We start from the raw sequence: 17713 nt of genomic DNA, 5'->3' as shown, positions 1-17713 counted from the left end.
TCATTGACGGGTTTCATATTAATTTTGTTTATAACAGGAGACTCGATTAGTCATTGGATTTCTCTGTGCTGGATTTGGGAGAGTGGGTCCAGCCAAGGAGGAGACATCCATGACGACGACGGATATCGGCCATTACATCAATGGTGAAGTATTTGCGGGGGCCCGCAGCAACACGCAGGACGTGTTCAACCCGGCAACGGGTGAGCTGACCGGCAAGGTTGATTTGGCCTCTGCGCAGGACGTTGATCGTGCGGTGACCGCCGCCAAGGCTGCCTTCCCGGCCTGGTCCAACATGCCTCCGATCCGCCGTGCACGCCTGATGAACAAGTTCCTGAACCTGCTGAACGACCATAAGGATGAACTGGCCCGCGCCATCACCGCCGAACACGGCAAGGTTTTCACCGATGCCCGTGGCGAGGTCGAGCGTGGCATTGATATTGTTGAGTTTGCATGCGGCATCCCGCAACTGCTCAAAGGCGATTTCACCGATCAGGTCTCGACTGGCATCGACAACTGGACCCTGCGCCAGCCTCTGGGCGTTGTCGCCGGTGTGACCCCGTTCAACTTCCCGGTCATGGTGCCAATGTGGATGTTCCCGGTCGCCATCGCGGCAGGCAACACCTTTGTGCTGAAGCCGTCGCCGACCGATCCGACTCCGTCGCTGATGTATGCCGAACTGATGAAAGAGGCCGGTTTCCCCGATGGCGTCTTCAACGTGGTTCAGGGCGACAAGGTGGCCGTTGACGCGCTGCTGGAGCATCCGGACGTGCAGGCGATCTCCTTCGTGGGCTCGACCCCGATTGCCAATTACATCTACGAGACTGGCGCCCGCCACGGCAAACGTGTTCAGGCTCTGGGTGGCGCCAAAAACCACATGCTGGTCATGCCCGATGCCGATCTGGACAAGGCCGTCGATGCGCTGATGGGCGCGGCTTATGGCTCGGCCGGTGAACGGTGCATGGCGATCTCGGTGGCCACTCTGGTCGGTGACGTGGCCGATAAGATCGTACCGATGATCAAGGACCGCCTGGCCTCACTCAAGGTCAAGAACGGTGTCGAGATGGATGCCGAGATGGGTCCGATCGTCACCAGGGCGGCGCATGAGCGCATCACCGGCTACATCGCCAAAGGTGTTGAAGAAGGCGCGGACCTGATCGTGGACGGGCGGGATTTCACGCTGGAAGGCCATGAGGACGGCTATTGGATGGGTGGCACCCTGTTCGACAATGTCACCCCGGACATGACCATCTACCGCGAAGAAATTTTCGGCCCCGTACTGTCCTGCATCCGTGTCGAAAGCTTTGCCGAGGGTGTGCAGCTGATCAACGATCATGAATTTGGCAACGGCGTCAGCATCTTCACCCGCGACGGCAACGCCGCGCGTGAGTTCGGCCGCCAGATCCAGGTTGGCATGGTTGGTGTGAACGTTCCGATCCCGGTGCCAATGGCCTGGCACGGCTTTGGTGGCTGGAAAAAGAGCCTGTTCGGCGACACCCACGCCTATGGCGAAGAGGGCGTCCGCTTCTACACCAAGCAGAAGTCCATCATGCAGCGCTGGCCTGAGAGCATCTCTAAAGGCGCCGAATTCACCATGCCGGTTGCACGCTGATCCTGGAGTTTGACCATGTCTGTGGAAAAGTTTGACTACATCGTCATAGGCGCTGGCACGGCCGGTTGTCTGCTGGCCAATCGCCTCAGCAAGGATCCGTCAAAACGGGTCCTCTTGCTGGAAGCAGGTAAAAAGGACACCTACCCGTGGATTCATATCCCGGTCGGGTATCTGTACTGCATCGGCAATCCGCGTACGGACTGGTTGTATCAAACAGAACCCGACAAAGGTTTGAACGGTCGCGCCCTACGCTACCCGCGTGGCAAGACCCTGGGCGGCTGTTCCTCGATCAACGGCATGATCTACATGCGTGGTCAGGCGCGGGACTATGACAATTGGGCCAAGCTGAGTGGCGAGGATGACTGGAGCTGGGAGAACTCGATCCCCGACTTCAAAGCGCATGAAAACCACTACAAGCTGGACAACGGAGCCGATCCGAAAACCGGCGATAACAGCCGGTTCTCGGACCTGCACGCCCATGGCGGTGAATGGCGTGTCGAGAAACAGCGCCTGCGCTGGGACGTGTTGGACTCGTTTGCCGAAGCCGCCAATGAGGCCGGGATCGAGTCAACTGACGACTTCAACGCGGGCGACAATGCCGGGGTTGGTTACTTCGACGTGAACCAGAAATCGGGCTGGCGCTGGAACACTTCGAAAGGTTTCCTACGCCCTGCGAAAGAACGTCAGAACCTGACCATCTGGACCGAAGCACAGGTCGAGCGTCTGACGTTCGACACCACCGCCGATGGCTCGACGCGCTGTTCCGGCGCAGTTGTGTGTCGTGCAGGACAGCCGGTGACCGTGAAGGCTTCGGCCGAGGTTATTCTGTCGGCCGGTGCCATCAACTCGCCGCAAATCCTGCAGCTGTCAGGTATTGGCAACGGCGAGTTCCTGAAGTCCCATGGCATCGATGTGGTGCTGGACCAACCCGCTGTTGGTGAATACCTGCAAGACCACCTGCAGATCCGTGCTGTGTTCAAAGTGGATGGCGCCAAAACCCTGAACACACTGGCCAACAGCCTTGTGGGTAAAGCCAAAATCGGTCTGCAATATGCTCTGCAACGGTCGGGTCCGATGAGCATGTCGCCCAGCCAACTGGGTGCCTTCACCCGCTCTGACCCAAGCCGTGCCCATGCCAATCTGGAATATCACGTGCAGCCGCTGAGTCTTGAAGCGTTCGGTGAAGACCTGCACGATTTCCCCGCAATCACCGTCAGCGTCTGCAACCTGAACCCTAGCAGCCGGGGCCATGTTCGAATTCGCTCGAACAATTACACCGACGCCCCGATGATCGCTCCGAACTATCTGGACACGGACGACGACCGCAAGGTTGCTGCAGACAGCCTGCGTCAGGTGCGCGAGATCATGTCCAAACCCGCGATGAAGAAATACAATCCACAAGAATGGAAGCCGGGCGTGCAGTTCCAGACCGACGAGGAACTGGCAAAGCTGGCGGGCGACATCGCAAACACCATCTTTCACCCAGTTGGGACGGCGAAAATGGGGCGTGAGGATGATCCGAGCGCAGTGGTCGATCCCTATCTTAAGGTCAAAGGCATCAAGGGCCTGCGCGTGGTCGATGCCAGCATCATGCCCGAGATCACCAGCGGGAACACCAACGCTCCGACTCTGATGATCGCGGAAAAAGCCGCGCGCTGGATTCAGGAAGGTCGGTAACACAACCAAAAAAGTGACCCCGGGTTCATGGACGGACCCGGGTCTTTTCGTCAGATCGGGCGGCTAGGGCCCGTAGAACTGCAGGGATAATGCACATGACACTCCAATCGTCCTCCGACCTGCCGCTTGTCGGTGTCAAAGTGATCGACTTTGGCCAGTACATCGCCGGTCCGGCCGTCGCCATGATCCTTGCGGATCTTGGGGCCACTGTTATTCGCGTCGAGATGCCCAACGGCCCGCTTTGGGAAAGCCCAGCCAACGCAACGCTGAACCGCAACAAGCTGATCGTGACTCTGGATCTGAAAACCGACGAGGGCATGGCGCATGTCCGCGACCTGATCGCCGAGGCTGACATTCTGGTCGAGAGTTTCCGCCCCGGCGTGATGAGCCGCATAGGGCTGGACTTTGGAGAACTACGCGCTGCGCACCCCGAGTTGATCACCCTGTCAATCCCCGGCTTCGCATCGAATGACGAACTGCGCCGGGATTGGCGCGCATATGAAAGTGTTATCGCGGCTTCGTCCGGAGTGTTCACGGATATGGGCCTGAACCGTGTGCTGATGGGGATCAACCCGTCCTTTTCGCCACTGCCGCTGGCCTCGGCCTATGGCACAATGCTGGCCGCATCTTCGGTTGTGCTGGCGCTGCAATCGCGTGAACGGACGGGCTATGGCGACCAGATCGAAGTACCGTTGGCCTCGGCGGTGATGGAAGGGCTCAGTTACAACTCGATCAAAATCGACGACTATCCTGACCGCTACAAAACCCAACGCGAGCTGGAGATTGAGCGCCGCCGCATCGAAGGCCTGCCGATGAACGTCTCTTACGACGATCTCCAGGAGTTGTTGGACCCGTTCTATCGGTCCTACAAGTGCAAAGACGGCCGCATGTTCTATGTCGTCTGCCCCAGCCACAAGGAACACGCCAAACGCTGCCTCAAGAAGCTAGGTATATATGACGAGCTGGTCGAAGAAGGCCTGACCGAAGAAGAAGACACCTATCTGCCCGTCAGCGAGTGGAAGAATGAGGTATCACTGGGCGTCTATCCACTGCCGAAATTCTGGGCCGACAAGATCGCGGAGCGGATGAAGGAAGTGTTTCTGACCCGGACCTCGAAAGAATGGGAAAAGATCTTTGGCCGCGGCAAGTTCCCCGGCGCGCCTCAGCGTTGGTTGCAGGAATGGATCCACGACGACCACGCCGAAACCGCCGGTCTGATGGTCGAGGTCGAAGACCCGGAGTTTGGCACCATGACCCAACCTGGCCCGATGGTCTGGCTCGAAGAATCCGGCGAGGAGATGCTGGAGCCCAAACCGCGCGAATGGGTGGATTTCGACACCGCTCTGACTGCGTTGAAGGCGCAAGAAACCTCGGTTCCCGCACCTTTGCCCGCAAAAGAAAAAACGGGCTGGCTGGACGGTGTACGCATCCTCGACCTGTGCAACGTCATCGCAGGTCCGCACTCGGTTGCCTATCTGGCACGTTTCGGTGCCGAGGTGATCAAGTTGGACCCGGCGACCCCATTCTATGATTGCTGGAATACCGTGATTTTCAGCCTGTCCCACGGCAATGGCAAGCGGTCGGTGCTGGCCGACATGAAATCACCCGAGGGGCGCGAGGTATTCGAAAAGCTGGTGAAATCTGTCGATGTAATCGTGTGGAACGCCACGGATGCGCAAGTGCAGGGCATGGGGCTGGACCGAGAGAGCCTCGCGAAATTGAACCCCGAGGCGATCTTCTGCAAGATGGATTGCTTTGGTGGTGTGCGTCGCGGACCTCGGTCGAACTACCTTGGATATGACGATCTAGTTCAAGCAACTACCGGCATCATGCTGCGGTTCGGTGGGTCGATGGAGACCCCCGAAGAGCATGCCCATGTCGGCACCATAGACGTGATGTGCGGCTTTGGCGGGTCGCTAGGTGTTGCTGCTGCTTTGTACCAAAAGCTGAAAACCGGCCGTGTCGGACGTCCGCGTACCTCGCTTGCAGCGCTTAGCGGTCTGGCACAGATACCGTTCTGCTATGACTATGAACGCCGCGGGCTATTCGATGAACCCGCCGGGCAAGAAATCAACGGCTATGACGCGCTGACGCGTTTTTACTACACTTCGTCGGATCGCTTCATCCTTCTAAGCGCCTATGAAACAGACGTTCCGAGGCTGGCTACGGTTGAAGGCTTGGAAGGGTTCGAAGATGTTTCGATCGAAGATCGTGATGCGTTTTTGGCCAACGCTTTCTACCAAGCGCGCGCCAGCGACTGGGCCGAGCGCCTTCAAGCCGCCGACGTAGGCGGCACTATCTGCGAGAACATCGAAACGATCCGATCGTACAATGCACGCTCTGCGGATGGAACGCCGGGTATCGACCGGGGCAGCTATTCGTTTTCAGTTTATGAAGACCACCCAAGCGGCCACACCGTCACGCAACTGGACCCATTCGCGATCCGCCCCGTACGCGGCACTGTATATGCGCTGACGCCGGCGGAGAAATTCGGAACCTCGACACGCACTGTATTGCAAGAACTAGGCTACGAAGACGCAGAAATCGAAAAAATGCTGCTACATGGCATTGTCAGCGAAAGCTGGAGCCAAGAATACCTGCCAAGTTGAACTTCACATTAGGTTTGGGCGGCATCGACAGGAGTTGGTATCGCCCGACCAAGCACATGGTGGCCGCCGCACTCCTGAACAGCAAACCACAGTCAGATAGTTTTTTGTTTCTGAAATCGTTAGGCGGATGCAACGTGGTCCACCCGCAGTCTGATTAGCGGGTAAAACTTGTCACATATCGGCACAAGACAATCCTCCGGATCGATTAGTCAGCGAGAATCCATGTTTGCTGGACCTGATGGCTGGCCCTGTCTTTTTTGGCAGAGGCACGCACTGGTTTAACCACTTGTTGCAATTAGGCCGGAACTAATCCGAGGCTAGACTTAGAACCTGAAATCAAAGCGACGCAGACTGCCAGTCGGGTGAGTGATCCTTGTCGACTAAAACTGCCCGCACGCCCTCGGCCAAATCCGGGTGGCGGATTGCCCGGCGCATCGCTTCAAACTCTTGCCGCAGACATTCGGACAAAGACAGCTCCTTACCGTTTTGCAGAAGAGATAAGGTTTCCTGCAAGCTGTAGGGTGAGACGTTCTTCAACACTTTCAATGCGTTGTCTTTCGCGTTGCTGTGCCGACGCTCCAAGCAGTCGAAAATTCCGCAAAGGCTCGCTTGGTCAAAACACACGGTGGTTTCTGCCAGCGTCAAAGTGCTTGGCTGATAACCAACAGTGGCACACAGACCGGACAAGACATCTTTGATGGGTCGATCAGAATGGCACAACTCATCGCGCAGCTCGGGTAGGGCCACGACTTCGGTCATATGCGTCGAAATGCCAAGCCCCTGAGCATCAAAGCCGCGAACAGAAGCGCCTGTCAGCCCCATCCAAATCCCGGCGCAGTGCGGCATTCGCGAAAGAAAATAACTTCCTCCCACATCCGGTATAAAACCAATGGCGGTTTCCGGCATGGCAAATACCGCGCGTTCAGTTGCAATGCGATAGGTCCCATGAACCGAAAGCCCCATGCCACCACCCATACAGATCCCGTCAATTAGCGAGATATAGGGTTTTGAGCATTTTGAGATCCGTTCGATCAAAGCGTATTCTTCCTCAAAAAAACGCTCGGCCTCGTCGTATTTGCCTTCCAGGATTAGTTCTCTGACTCTGCGCATATCTCCACCTGCGCAGAAGGCCCGGTCATGGTTCGATTGCAGGACGATACAGTGAACCTCTGGATCATCCTGAAACTTGCTAAGCGCGTGATCAATGTCCCGGATCATCTCAAGGTTCAGCGCATTCATCGCTTTTGGCCGGTCCAGGCCGATTACCCCGGCCCGGCCTTGCTTTTCGACTACAATATGGGTCACGTCTCTGAGCTACCGTTAACGGTTACGGAATACAGGAGCGCGTTTGGCGATGAATGCAGCCATGCCTTCCTTTTGACCATCGGTCGCAAAGGCAGCTTGGAACAAACGGCGCTCATGCAGCACACCGGCCGAAAGACCTGTTTCAAGCGCATTGTTGACCGCTTCCTTGGCCATGGCGACAGCAGGGGCATTCAGGCCCCCGATCTGATGGGCGGCCTCCAAGGCGGTTTGCAGCAGATCTTCGGTTGGCACTACGCGGGCCACGATCCCGGCGCTTTTGGCCTCGTCCACTCCGATCGTGCGCCCGGTCAGGATCAGATCCATGGCCAATGCTTTGCCAATCGACTTGGTCAAACGCTGCGATCCACCGATTCCCGGCAGAATACCCAGCTTGATTTCCGGCAGACCAAATTGTGCGTCATTGCTGGCGATGATGAAATCACACATCAGCGCCAGTTCGAAACCGCCCCCCAAGGCAAAGCCGCTGACCGCCGCAATCACCGGCTTTTTGATAAACCGCATCTGATCCCAATCGGCAAAAATGTCGTTTGCCAACAGGTCCACCAGGTGCTTTTCCGCCATTTCCTCGATATCAGCGCCGGCTGCAAAGGCACGCGGGCTACCGGTAATAACTACGGCACCGATCCGATCATCCGCATCAAACTCTTTCAAAGTCTGCATGACCTCGGAAGCCAACTGAAGATTGAGTGCGTTCAAGCTTTTAGGCCGGTTCAGAGTGATCAGGCCGACGCTTTCGCGGCGCTCGACAATGATCTCTTCAAGCGTGGTACGAACTGGTTTCTTTTCGGCTTCTTCTACCTGTGCCTCAGTGTTGAGGCTGACAGGTTTTGCTTTGGCTTTGACCTTGCTGGTCGTCATGAGTTCTCTCCTGGAATGTGTTTCAGCTTTTCAGACCAAACTCGGTCCAGTTCGTACCCTCAGCGGGCGTTTCAGTGTCTTGGCGTGTCTTGGCCGAGACGTTGTGGTCATAGGCTTCGAACCCAGCCATCTTTTCGGCCAAAATAGCCTCGCGGTGCTCGTTCAACCCCGGCGCGACCTGCGGCTCGTTGGGGTCCATGTCTTTGTAAGCCGAGAGCTTGATGGGGTTGCCCGCAGTTCGGAACGGTTTCTTGCCCTGCCCTTCGACCTGAACAACCATGTTGCGCGACAGAAGCTGCGGATGATCCAACAGGCGATCAATCGTGTTGATCGGGGCGCAAGGGACACCGGCCTCGTTCAATGCGTCCAGCCAGTGTTCCACAGGCTTCTTCGAAGTTACCGCTTCAATGGCAGCAACCATCTTGGGACGGTTGCGCACACGCAAATCGTTGCTGGCAAAATTCGGGTCCAGAGCCAGTTCCGGCGCTTCCAAAGCATCGGCCATTAACAGGAACAACTGGTCATTCCCAGCGGCGATCACGAAGCGCTCATCCGCAGCCTGGAAGGTCTCGAACGGTGCCAGCGATGGGTGGCAATCGCCAGTACGTGTCGGCACAACATTCTCGACGTCGTAGCGCGCCAGAGCCGTCTCCATCAGCGCGGCCTGGCAATCGAGCATGCCGATATCAACCCGCTCGCCTTGTGCGTTCTTGGTGCGTTTGTACAGCGCCGACAGAATGCCAATCACGCCGAACAAGGCCGCGCCCAGATCGCCAAAGCTGGTGCCGACACGCGCAGGTTGCTCACCGGGCCAGCCCGTCAGGCTCATGACGCCGCCCATGGCCTGAACCACCATGTCATAACCGGGCAGATCGGTCATCGGGCCGGAATGGCCAAAACCCGAAATCGACGCATAAATAAGATGCGGATGTGTCTTGGCAAGACGTTCTGCACCATATCCCAAACGGTCCATGACACCGGGGCGGAAGTTTTCCACCAGCACATCCGAGGTGTCCAACAAACGTTCCAGAAGCTCTCGATCCCGGGGCGATTTCACATCCAGAACTATGCTTTCCTTGCCGCGGTTGAAACACATGAAATATGCGCTTTCAGCGTCAACAAACGGAGGGAAGGCGCGTGTGTCATCGCCTGTCCCGAACTTTTCCACCTTGATCACGCGCGCGCCCAGATCGGCCAGCACCATTGTGCAATATGGCCCTGCCAACACACGCGAGAAATCCAGTACTGTGATCCCCGAAAGAGGCCCACCTTCCAGTTTTTCATCTTCAGGTTTTTGCATGGTTCCTCCTCCCAACCAGACGGTTACCGTGCAACCGGCATGGTGAATTCGGCGCCTTTAGAGATGCTCTCAGGCCAGCGCTGCATGATGGACTTCTGCTTGGTGTAGAAGCGGACGCCCTCTTCGCCATAGGCGTGGGTGTCGCCGAACAGGCTCTTTTTCCAGCCACCAAAGCCGTGCCAGGCCATTGGCACCGGGATCGGAACGTTCACACCAACCATGCCAACCTGGATCTGGCGGCCGAACTCACGCGCGGCGTTGCCGTCGCGGGTGAAGATGCTGACGCCGTTGCCAAATTCATGATCGTTGATCAGCTGCACACCCTCGGCAAAGCTTTCGACACGGATGCAGGACAGTACGGGGCCGAAAATTTCTTCGCGGTAGATGGTCATGTCCGGGGTGACATTGTCGAACAGGGTGCCACCCATCCAATAGCCGTCCTCATGGCCTTCCAGCGTGAAATCCCGCCCGTCCACGATCAGGTCCGCGCCTTCTTCAACACCTTTGGCGATGTAGCCGGTGATGCGCTCATGCGCCGCCCTGGTGACGATCGGACCCATCTCGGCATCCATCTCGACACCGTTCTTGACCTTGAGTGAGGCCAGGCGGTCCTTGATCATCGGTACGATCTTATCGGCCACGTCACCGACCAGAGTGGCCACCGAGATCGCCATGCACCGTTCACCGGCCGAGCCATAAGCCGCGCCCATCAGCGCATCGACGGCCTTGTCCAGATCGGCATCGGGCATGACCAGCATGTGGTTTTTGGCGCCACCCAGAGCCTGAACACGTTTGCCGTGGCGGGCGCCAGTCTCGTAGATGTAATTGGCAATCGGGGTCGAGCCCACGAAGGAGATCGCCTGCACGTCCGGATGCTCCAGCAGCGCGTCAACGGCCACCTTGTCGCCCTGAACCACGTTGAAGACGCCATCGGGGAAACCGGCCTCTTTCATCAGTTCGGCATACATCAGCGACGGAGTCGGATCGGTCGGCGACGGCTTCAGCACAAAGGTGTTGCCTGCCGCGATGGCGACCGGGAACATCCACATTGGCACCATGACCGGGAAGTTGAACGGGGTCACACCGGCGACAACGCCCAGAGGCTGGCGCAGGGTCCAGTTGTCGATGCCAGTCGAGACCTGATCGGTGAAATCGCCTTTGAGCAGTTGCGGGATGCCGCATGCAAACTCAACAATATCAATGCCACGCTCGACCTCGCCACGGGCATCGGTGAAAACCTTGCCGTGTTCGGCGGTGATGGCGCGGGCCAGTTCATCCTTATGGTCGTTCAGCAGGTTCAGGAACTTGTTCATCAGGCGTGCACGGCGGATCGGAGGCATGTTGGACCAGGCCGGGAAGGCAGCCTTGGCGGCGGTCACCGCACGATCAACGTCCTGCGCAGAGGCCAAATCAACCTTGCCGGTCAGCTCACCCGTTGCCGGGTTGAACACGTCCTGCGTGTTGCTGCGGGCCCCCGCAAATACTTCACCATTGATGTAATGGCCGATATCCGTCGTCGTCATGGATGTCTCCTCCTTGGCTGGACCCACTCTCCCAAATCCAGCACAGAGAAATCCAATGACTAATCGAGTCTCCTGTTATAAACAAAATTAATATGAAACCCGTCAATGACGCCGAGCCTGAAGGCAAACCGTCAACAAAGTTCCGTTTTTTGTCTTTGCATTCAGCTAAAAACAAACTGTAGAGATCAGTTCTAGGGCTGCATCTCTCATACTCAGCGGATTGTGCGGCCGGTCGAATAAATTTCCGATATACCACCTCTCCGCAACTTTGCCCCGAATTGCACCCCAACGAAGCTACCTAGTCCGGCATTTAACCTCACTCGGGATTAGGTCGAATTCGCTCTGCGGTTTTATTGCCAAAGGCTTCAAGCCTGGCGCGCGCTTCGGGCTGAGTATTGACTACACCTGCAACCACAGATTCCGCATAGGCAGCGTCAAAAGGTGACATATTCTGCATGTGGCTGATCGCCGAACAAATCGCGAAGTTGGTCAATGGCAGGTTTTCTGCAGCACGCTGAGCCAGCTCTAGCGCCTTGTCAAAACTTGATCCTTCAACCCTGTACTGAGCAAGACCGATATCAATTGCTTCCTGACCCTGATAAACGCGCCCAGTCAGCATCATGTCGACCATTCGCGCCTTGCCGATCAGATCCGCTACGCGAATGGTTGCACTCCCACCGGTGAACAGTCCCCGTTGACCTTCAGGTAAAGCAAAATAGGTTGAGGCATCCGCCACCCGGATATGGGCCGCGCTGGCCAGTTCAAGCCCGCCACCAACAACCGCCCCGGTCAGAGCCGCAATGATGGGAACACCTCCGTATTCCATTTTGTTGAATGCCTCATGCCAGCGCAGGCAGACATGCATAAAGTCCGCGGGGCTGCGGTCTTCCTTATGGTGTTCCACAAGATCGAGGCCCGCGCAGAAGTGATTTCCTTCGCCTGTCAGAAGAATAGCCGCAGCTCCAAGACGCGGAGCGCTGGTGAACAGCTCGACCAATTCGTCGATCGTGGCGAGATCCAACGCGTTTCGTTTGTGTGGACGGTTCAACCGAACGACCCAAACGCCATCATCATGGCATTCGACCCGCAAATTCTTCAAATTTTTCAGTTGGTCATAGGTCAGCATCGGGGTCTCAGTCCTGAAATTGGGAGGGCCGTACTAAAATTGGCTTTCGGTTGGCAGCCCAGATACAATAACGGCGGGCCTTTTCCATGCCCGCCATTGTTTTTTTTGTTTTATTCTGCGGCTTCGACGGAATGAACACTGCTGATGCCACGTTTCTCACGTTGACCGTCGCGCACGATACCTTTGATCAAGGCAACACCCATCAAAGCCATCACAAGGCTGAACGGCAATGCACCGATAACCATAGCAGTTTGGATAGCACCCAACCCGCCAATGATAAGCAACGCACCAACAACCAGCGCCAAGGCCGCGCCCCAGAACAGGATGTGCGGACGACCCTTAGGGCCTTCGTCGCCACCCGAATTAATGGTATTCACGATCAGAACAGCGCTGTCTGCGGTCGTGACCAGATAGGTCAGAAGCAGTATGACGACGATTACCGCCATGACCCAAGCGAAACCGCTCGACAGAATAACGTCCAGCATCGCGAACAACTGTGCCTGCTGACCAGCTCCGGTGATGGCGTCTCCGGCCGTTCCGTCCAGCGTCAGATCGATGGCGGTGCCGCCAACGAGCGTAAACCAGATAAAGCACATCATCGACGGAACTATGATAGCGCCCAGAACGTATTCACGCACAGTCCGACCACGCGAAACTCTTGCCAGAAACACACCAACAAACGGGGCAAATGCAATCCACCATGCCCAGTAGAATACCGACCAGCCACCTTGCCAGCTTGCCAGTGCATCACCGGTTTCAGTGCCATCTGCGCGCCAGACGTTGAACAGCATACCCGGCAGGGCAACGATGTAGTCATACAGGCCGATAAACAGTGCCTGAATGCCGAACATGGCAGAACCGAAGATCAGGAAAAACGCCAGCAGGAAGAAGCTGAGACCCATGTTGATGTTCGACAGCCATTTGATGCCTTTTCCGACACCGGACAATGCCGACAGAGTCGATGCACCCATGATGACCATCAACGCAACAACGATTGCCGCCGTGGTGGCTTTGCCATCTTCGTTCAGCAGCCAATCTCCTACGCCGATCCGATGAATCCCGGCGACGAATTGCTCAACGCCAAATCCAAGGGTTTGCGCAACACCGAGAACAGTGGCGACAACAGCCACAATATCAACGGCGTGGCCCAGACCGCCCGACAGGCGGTTACCGAACAGAGGTGTCAGGCCCGAGCGGATCGTCAGAGGCAGGTTACGGCGATACGAGAAATACCCCAGCGACAAACCGACCAACGCATAGCAAGCCCAGGCCGAGAAGCCCCAGTGCAGGAAAGACCACTTGTAGGCGTAGCGCACGTTCTCAGCAGTCGAGCCTTCGACGATACCCTGTATTGTCTCGGGGTTCTTGGCGAAGTGATACATCGGCTCGGCAGTTGCAAAAGTCAGCATGCCAATGCCGATCCCTGCACCGAACATCATCGAGAACCAAGAAAAGCTCGAGAACTCGGGTTTGTCGTCTGGCAGACCCAGCTTCAACCGGCCTGTTGACGGGATCAGCGCCAGCACCACGCAGACGATGATGAAGAAGGCGACTACCCAGGTGTACCAGGATGCGAAGTTGGCCAGCAGAAAGCTGTTCATCGCACCTAGTACAGACGACGCGTTTTCGGGAAATGCAATTGCCCAGAAAATCAGTGCGCCAACAAGGATCTTAGAAGCGATCGTGACGTCTTTGCTAAAGCCGTCATAGAATCCGCCCTCCGAAACCTTGATGGGCAAATCCATCATTGGGGGTTCTTTAGACATGTATTTCTCCTCCAGTCTAAACAACTGCTGTGCCTTCACACAGCAAAGGTGTTGGGAGGCCAGCACGTCACTTTCGTACTGACCGCCATTATCTCGGGTTGATTGAAAAAGGGGGCTACCCTCCTGAACCGCCGATCACTTCCTTCAGGTGGATTCTTATTGGGGTCTCATCGCCCAACTAGCTGTGTAGATCGCCACTGGCGCCTGCCTTGCCAAACCATGAACTCAGAAGTCGTGTAAAGAGTTTCTGGCCCGCTTTCCCTTCTCTGTCCTGTGCGCTTTGAAGCCAATCCCAGAGTTGCTTCGCGCCACAATGGTTGTAGCTAGATCAGTGACAGTCGGATCGTACCTTACATTGATTTTTTGAATTCTTAGACAAGCTGGACCTCCCAATCACCGAAGCCTAAATTTTCGCCAATGTAATCAAGAAATATCGTTTTAAGTATGCTGAAAATTCTGAGTATACTATTGAATTTTTCAATGACACCGTTCGCTAACTTACTTGATTACATCCAGGCTTTCCTTAAATACTGACCGTTTAACCGTCGAGGCGCGGGAACCGTATCAGAGAATTTTGGATACTATTTTTCAATACCTTTGCTGACCAAGCCAAAGACCCGCACCTCGTGTCTCAGCATGTGCTGCAGTCGGATCTGTTGCGAAGTTTTTGTCTGAACGAAGTGTTTACACCGAACCAGGGGATTAGGCCGCCAGTTCTGAAAACTGACAAAACAGGCAGAATCAGGGCGAGAGTTGTCTCTTACAGATCAAATGCGCCATCTCGATTCCGACCAGTACAGCCGCCGCCTAAGCGATGATGCTGGTCTTGGGTGTTATTCAGATACTTCCGATGCGCTTAAGGGACTAAAGATGCGTAGATTATCCGCAAGGAACAATTCACTTCCGGACTCTGTCCATCTCAACAGGTCGACGATCTGGTTGCTTAACTCGCTGGGCTGGCGTGATCTCTCCGGTCTTTAAACGACTTCTCAAAACAACCGAACCTGGGCAGTTCGGCAGCACAATGCGAACTGCTTCGTCGTTCTAATATTAGGCGTGCATATTATTAGGTGCGCAAAATAATACCATTTTGCGCACTACCTAAAACCCTTCCGAAACACCCAATGAATGGTGTAGTTTCAGGTTTCGCTGCGAAACTCTCCGAGGTAACTTCCAAGCTGTTCTACAATGGCCCGTCCGTCTTCGGCAGAGATGTCCTTACCTTTAACGCGAATGCGCAATTCTCCTGCAGACACCTCTGCCAGAATACTGCCACCTCCGGGAAGGGCTACTGGCGACAAGCGTTGAACCTGCTGAGGTCGCCCTCCTCGCGCTTTGTCCGTTGCCAGGGTGGGCTTTGTCCTCAGCGTCGCTTCAAGCAGGGCCCATTCCGATTTCGGATCCAACTCCCCTACCCCGGCCAATGCCTGACGCAGATCGGTCTGTGCGCCATCTCGCAACGCTGCAGCCAGTTTCAAGCCGGATTTCTCGGACAAGGCAACAGGGTGCTGCAACAGGTCGCCCAACGCTTCGTGCACCATCGCAAAGCTGCGAACCTTGGATCGTTTGGCCTTGGACGCCGCTGCAAACAGGACGTCGACGGCGGCTTCGGTGGATGCAAACACCCCCTGCCCGACTGCCAGTACCGCAATGCGGCCGCGTTCATAGGGACTGAGATTTGCCCTCAGTTCGTTTTCCTCGACCATGGACACATAGGCGCCCTGACCAGAACCTGCCTGACGGATGAAGGCAGGAATTTCGTTGAAGCGTGAATCCGTTTCTGCAAGGCGCCGAAATGCATTCAGACGTCGGAAACCTGAAATGAGCCCATACCCTTCTCCATCCCGGGTCACCTCGATCGGGGTGCGCAGGCCATGGACGCGTAGGGACTCTAACAGTTCAGCCATGGCTTCTTCGTCTTCGACCATGCGGTCGCGGCGAATAAAATCCGCATCAATCTGATCCAGGGGTAGCGGCTCTGCGACCAAGCCCGCATCCTGCGCGTCTCGCCAACGCGCGGCATCCCCCTGATCCTGGGCCAGTGCCAAGCGATCGGTAACGGCGGTCATGCCATTTAAAGTCGCTGCCTCAGCCGCGACCTGAGCGATCGGAGGTGTCGATGACTTCGTTTCAAATGGGCTGATAGAGGGTTTCGCCGCGAAACCGGCCTCGAGCTGTTCGAGTTCCGAAGTATCCGGAGCAGTCAATCTTCTACGTTTAGCCATCTGCCTCTCCTCCCATCTGAGCGTCGCGCCACCAGCAGCCGATCAAAACTTGCTTGAATTCTGCGTAGGTTCGGTCGAAGGTTTCCCGCCCCCTGACATATGTGTCCCGATTGAAATCCCGGTAGTCTGCTTCGTAAATACCATTGACCTGTTCACCGGCCTGCCCCACCAATGCCGTGTAATCTTGTCGATACGCATTCATGAAATCTCCGAAATACGCCTGGATCACATTCGCCATATCCGTCTGCTGGCTGGCATCAAACCGGGTGATAATCGCTCGGACCACGTCCCATTCGAATTTGAGTTCGGGCAATCCCGCCGCACGCTGAGCCGCATTCTCACCATCCTCGATGCTTGCAAAGGTCGTATAGAGCATGTCGAAGAACCGACCCGTCGAGTCAAATTCAAGAAATGAAGCGCCCAGGGGAACCAAGAGGATGTCCGCAGCGGCGAGCGCATTGATCGTTAGGTACCCAAGTGCAGGAGGCGTATCGAGGAATACGATGTCATAGTCGTTCAGAACGCCTTCGTCGTGCAGGAAGTTGGTCAAACCATCCCACAGAGGCCAACTGCGCAGCCCCATGCGCCATACCGGAATCTGAAACTCCGCCCAATAGAGGTTCAACTGGGCACCAATCAAGTCGATGTTTGGCCAGTGCGTTTTCTGGATGACATCTCGGGGTAGGGTGTTTAGGGCCTCCTGCAAGGTCTCATCAAGAGGAATCTCAGGCTGACCAGCAGCATTCCGTACTCGGTTTTCCTCTTGAACGGAACGCGCGTAATCTTTGGCGATCAGCGGAAACACCGTTTGCCATTCATCCGCAACATTCCCACCCAGGATGGAGGTCATCGACCCCTGACTGTCCAGATCAATGACCAGAACCTTGTACCCATCCAGCGCAGCAGACATGGCCAGATGCGCGGCAGTCGAGGTTTTGCCAACACCGCCTTTGAAGTTGGCAACGGCCACCACTTTGGCGGGCAAGCCCTCTGGTCGATATGGCAGATATTCTTTGGTGCTTACCCCCTCGGCGGCGAAGTGTTTCCGAAGAGAGAGTACTTCCTCCAGCGTGAACCACTTTGAACCTGCCTCACCCTCGCCCTGCGGCAGATCCGGGTTGGCTTTCAATACCCGTCGCAAGTGTGCTGGGGCGACCGGAATCAAATATTTGGTGATCTCCCAAATAGAGAAGCGACGCAGCCGTTTCTCTCCATCCGGGGCGTATCCCCGGCGCGCCAGGTCCTCGCGGCCCTTCGCGCAGAAAGTAGCGGCTTTTGCGAATCGAGACGTGCCGATAGGATCAGGCAACTTTTCCGCTGCAAGTTCAGGATCCAAATTCAAATAGGGCGGCAGGGGAGGTTGGTTAGATTTATTCACTGTCGATGCCTCAGATAATGTTCGCCTTACCGGCGTATATTGCTCAACATAGCGAACATTCTTCGCCGAGGCTATCCTGTGAAGACAGGTTTTCCACAGAATTCGGCGCAAGCAATGGGTTTCGCCACGAAACTCATCAAAAAAAGGAAACACAGCCCAACAAAGAGTTTATTATTTTTAGAAGTTTTAGAATCTTTGCTTCAAAAAAACGTATTAAAAACAGATAGTAATATGTTCTTTGGTGCCTGTTTACAGTACTAGGGGTACCCGTCTTCGGGACGTAAGGTGCCTGTTTACGGGTTGAGAGGAGCCAGCT

The 17713-nt window shown here is 55.9% G+C and carries 11 protein-coding genes; 3 read left to right on the top strand and 8 right to left on the bottom strand.

The genetic code is table 11. From position 1 onward, the window contains the following. The first annotated feature begins 109 nt into the window (after positions 1-109). The 3 genes from ACXAGD_RS20475 to ACXAGD_RS20465 all read left to right on the top strand — a co-directional run bounded on the left by ACXAGD_RS20475 (position 110) and on the right by ACXAGD_RS20465 (position 5895). Positions 110-1609: a CoA-acylating methylmalonate-semialdehyde dehydrogenase gene (locus tag ACXAGD_RS20475; protein ID WP_475213472.1), complete on the top strand. Its 1500-nt coding sequence runs from the start codon at positions 110-112 to the stop codon at positions 1607-1609. A gap of 15 nt (positions 1610-1624) precedes the next feature. Further along, on the top strand, positions 1625-3286 hold the full coding sequence (locus tag ACXAGD_RS20470) for a GMC family oxidoreductase (RefSeq protein ID WP_475213482.1): 1662 nt from the start codon (positions 1625-1627) through the stop codon (positions 3284-3286). A 95-nt stretch (positions 3287-3381) separates the two neighbouring features. Next, a complete protein-coding gene (locus tag ACXAGD_RS20465) occupies positions 3382-5895 on the top strand; it encodes a CoA transferase (RefSeq protein ID WP_475213480.1) in 2514 nt (837 codons plus the stop codon). Between the two features lie 336 nt (positions 5896-6231). Here ACXAGD_RS20465 and ACXAGD_RS20460 read toward each other — a convergent pair whose 3' ends face one another. The 8 genes from ACXAGD_RS20460 to ACXAGD_RS20425 form a co-directional block, all read right to left on the bottom strand. After that, positions 6232-7200, bottom strand: a complete 969-nt coding sequence (locus tag ACXAGD_RS20460; protein WP_475213478.1) for an enoyl-CoA hydratase/isomerase family protein — start codon at positions 7198-7200, stop codon at positions 6232-6234. A gap of 15 nt (positions 7201-7215) precedes the next feature. Continuing rightward, positions 7216-8079, bottom strand: a complete 864-nt coding sequence (locus tag ACXAGD_RS20455) for an enoyl-CoA hydratase-related protein (RefSeq protein WP_475213476.1) — start codon at positions 8077-8079, stop codon at positions 7216-7218. Positions 8080-8101: 22 nt separating this feature from the next. After that, complete coding sequence (locus ACXAGD_RS20450; RefSeq protein WP_475213474.1) at positions 8102-9379, bottom strand: CaiB/BaiF CoA transferase family protein; 1278 nt, start codon at positions 9377-9379, stop codon at positions 8102-8104. 23 nt (positions 9380-9402) lie between these two features. Beyond that, positions 9403-10902: a CoA-acylating methylmalonate-semialdehyde dehydrogenase gene (locus ACXAGD_RS20445; RefSeq protein ID WP_475213472.1), complete on the bottom strand. Its 1500-nt coding sequence runs from the start codon at positions 10900-10902 to the stop codon at positions 9403-9405. 316 nt (positions 10903-11218) lie between these two features. Next, entirely contained in the window at positions 11219-12028 is an 810-nt protein-coding gene (locus ACXAGD_RS20440; protein ID WP_475213470.1) for a crotonase/enoyl-CoA hydratase family protein, read from the bottom strand. A 110-nt stretch (positions 12029-12138) separates the two neighbouring features. After that, positions 12139-13794, bottom strand: coding sequence for a BCCT family transporter (locus tag ACXAGD_RS20435; RefSeq protein WP_475213467.1), 1656 nt, complete (start codon positions 13792-13794; stop codon positions 12139-12141). A 1139-nt stretch (positions 13795-14933) separates the two neighbouring features. Further along, entirely contained in the window at positions 14934-16019 is a 1086-nt protein-coding gene (locus tag ACXAGD_RS20430) for a ParB/RepB/Spo0J family partition protein (protein WP_475213465.1), read from the bottom strand. Then, positions 16012-17397: an AAA family ATPase gene (locus ACXAGD_RS20425; protein ID WP_475213499.1), complete on the bottom strand. Its 1386-nt coding sequence runs from the start codon at positions 17395-17397 to the stop codon at positions 16012-16014. Before ACXAGD_RS20425 ends, ACXAGD_RS20430 begins: the two co-directional genes overlap by 8 nt. Positions 17398-17713 lie beyond the last annotated feature (316 nt).

Source organism: Ruegeria sp. ABF4_144 (genome assembly GCF_056160045.1).
This window is presented reverse-complemented; position numbering and strand designations above follow the sequence as displayed.

Excerpts from the sequence above, each read along its gene's own strand:
- ACXAGD_RS20475 (WP_475213472.1), top strand. The coding sequence starts at position 110 with ATGACGACGACGGATATCGGCCATTACATCAATGGTGAAGTATTTGCG.
- ACXAGD_RS20470 (WP_475213482.1), top strand. The coding sequence starts at position 1,625 with ATGTCTGTGGAAAAGTTTGACTACATCGTCATAGGCGCTGGCACGGCC.
- ACXAGD_RS20465 (WP_475213480.1), top strand. The coding sequence starts at position 3,382 with ATGACACTCCAATCGTCCTCCGACCTGCCGCTTGTCGGTGTCAAAGTG.
- ACXAGD_RS20455 (WP_475213476.1), bottom strand. The coding sequence starts at position 8,079 with ATGACGACCAGCAAGGTCAAAGCCAAAGCAAAACCTGTCAGCCTCAAC.
- ACXAGD_RS20450 (WP_475213474.1), bottom strand. The coding sequence starts at position 9,379 with ATGCAAAAACCTGAAGATGAAAAACTGGAAGGTGGGCCTCTTTCGGGG.
- ACXAGD_RS20445 (WP_475213472.1), bottom strand. The coding sequence starts at position 10,902 with ATGACGACGACGGATATCGGCCATTACATCAATGGTGAAGTATTTGCG.
- ACXAGD_RS20440 (WP_475213470.1), bottom strand. The coding sequence starts at position 12,028 with ATGCTGACCTATGACCAACTGAAAAATTTGAAGAATTTGCGGGTCGAA.
- ACXAGD_RS20435 (WP_475213467.1), bottom strand. The coding sequence starts at position 13,794 with ATGTCTAAAGAACCCCCAATGATGGATTTGCCCATCAAGGTTTCGGAG.
- ACXAGD_RS20430 (WP_475213465.1), bottom strand. The coding sequence starts at position 16,019 with ATGGCTAAACGTAGAAGATTGACTGCTCCGGATACTTCGGAACTCGAA.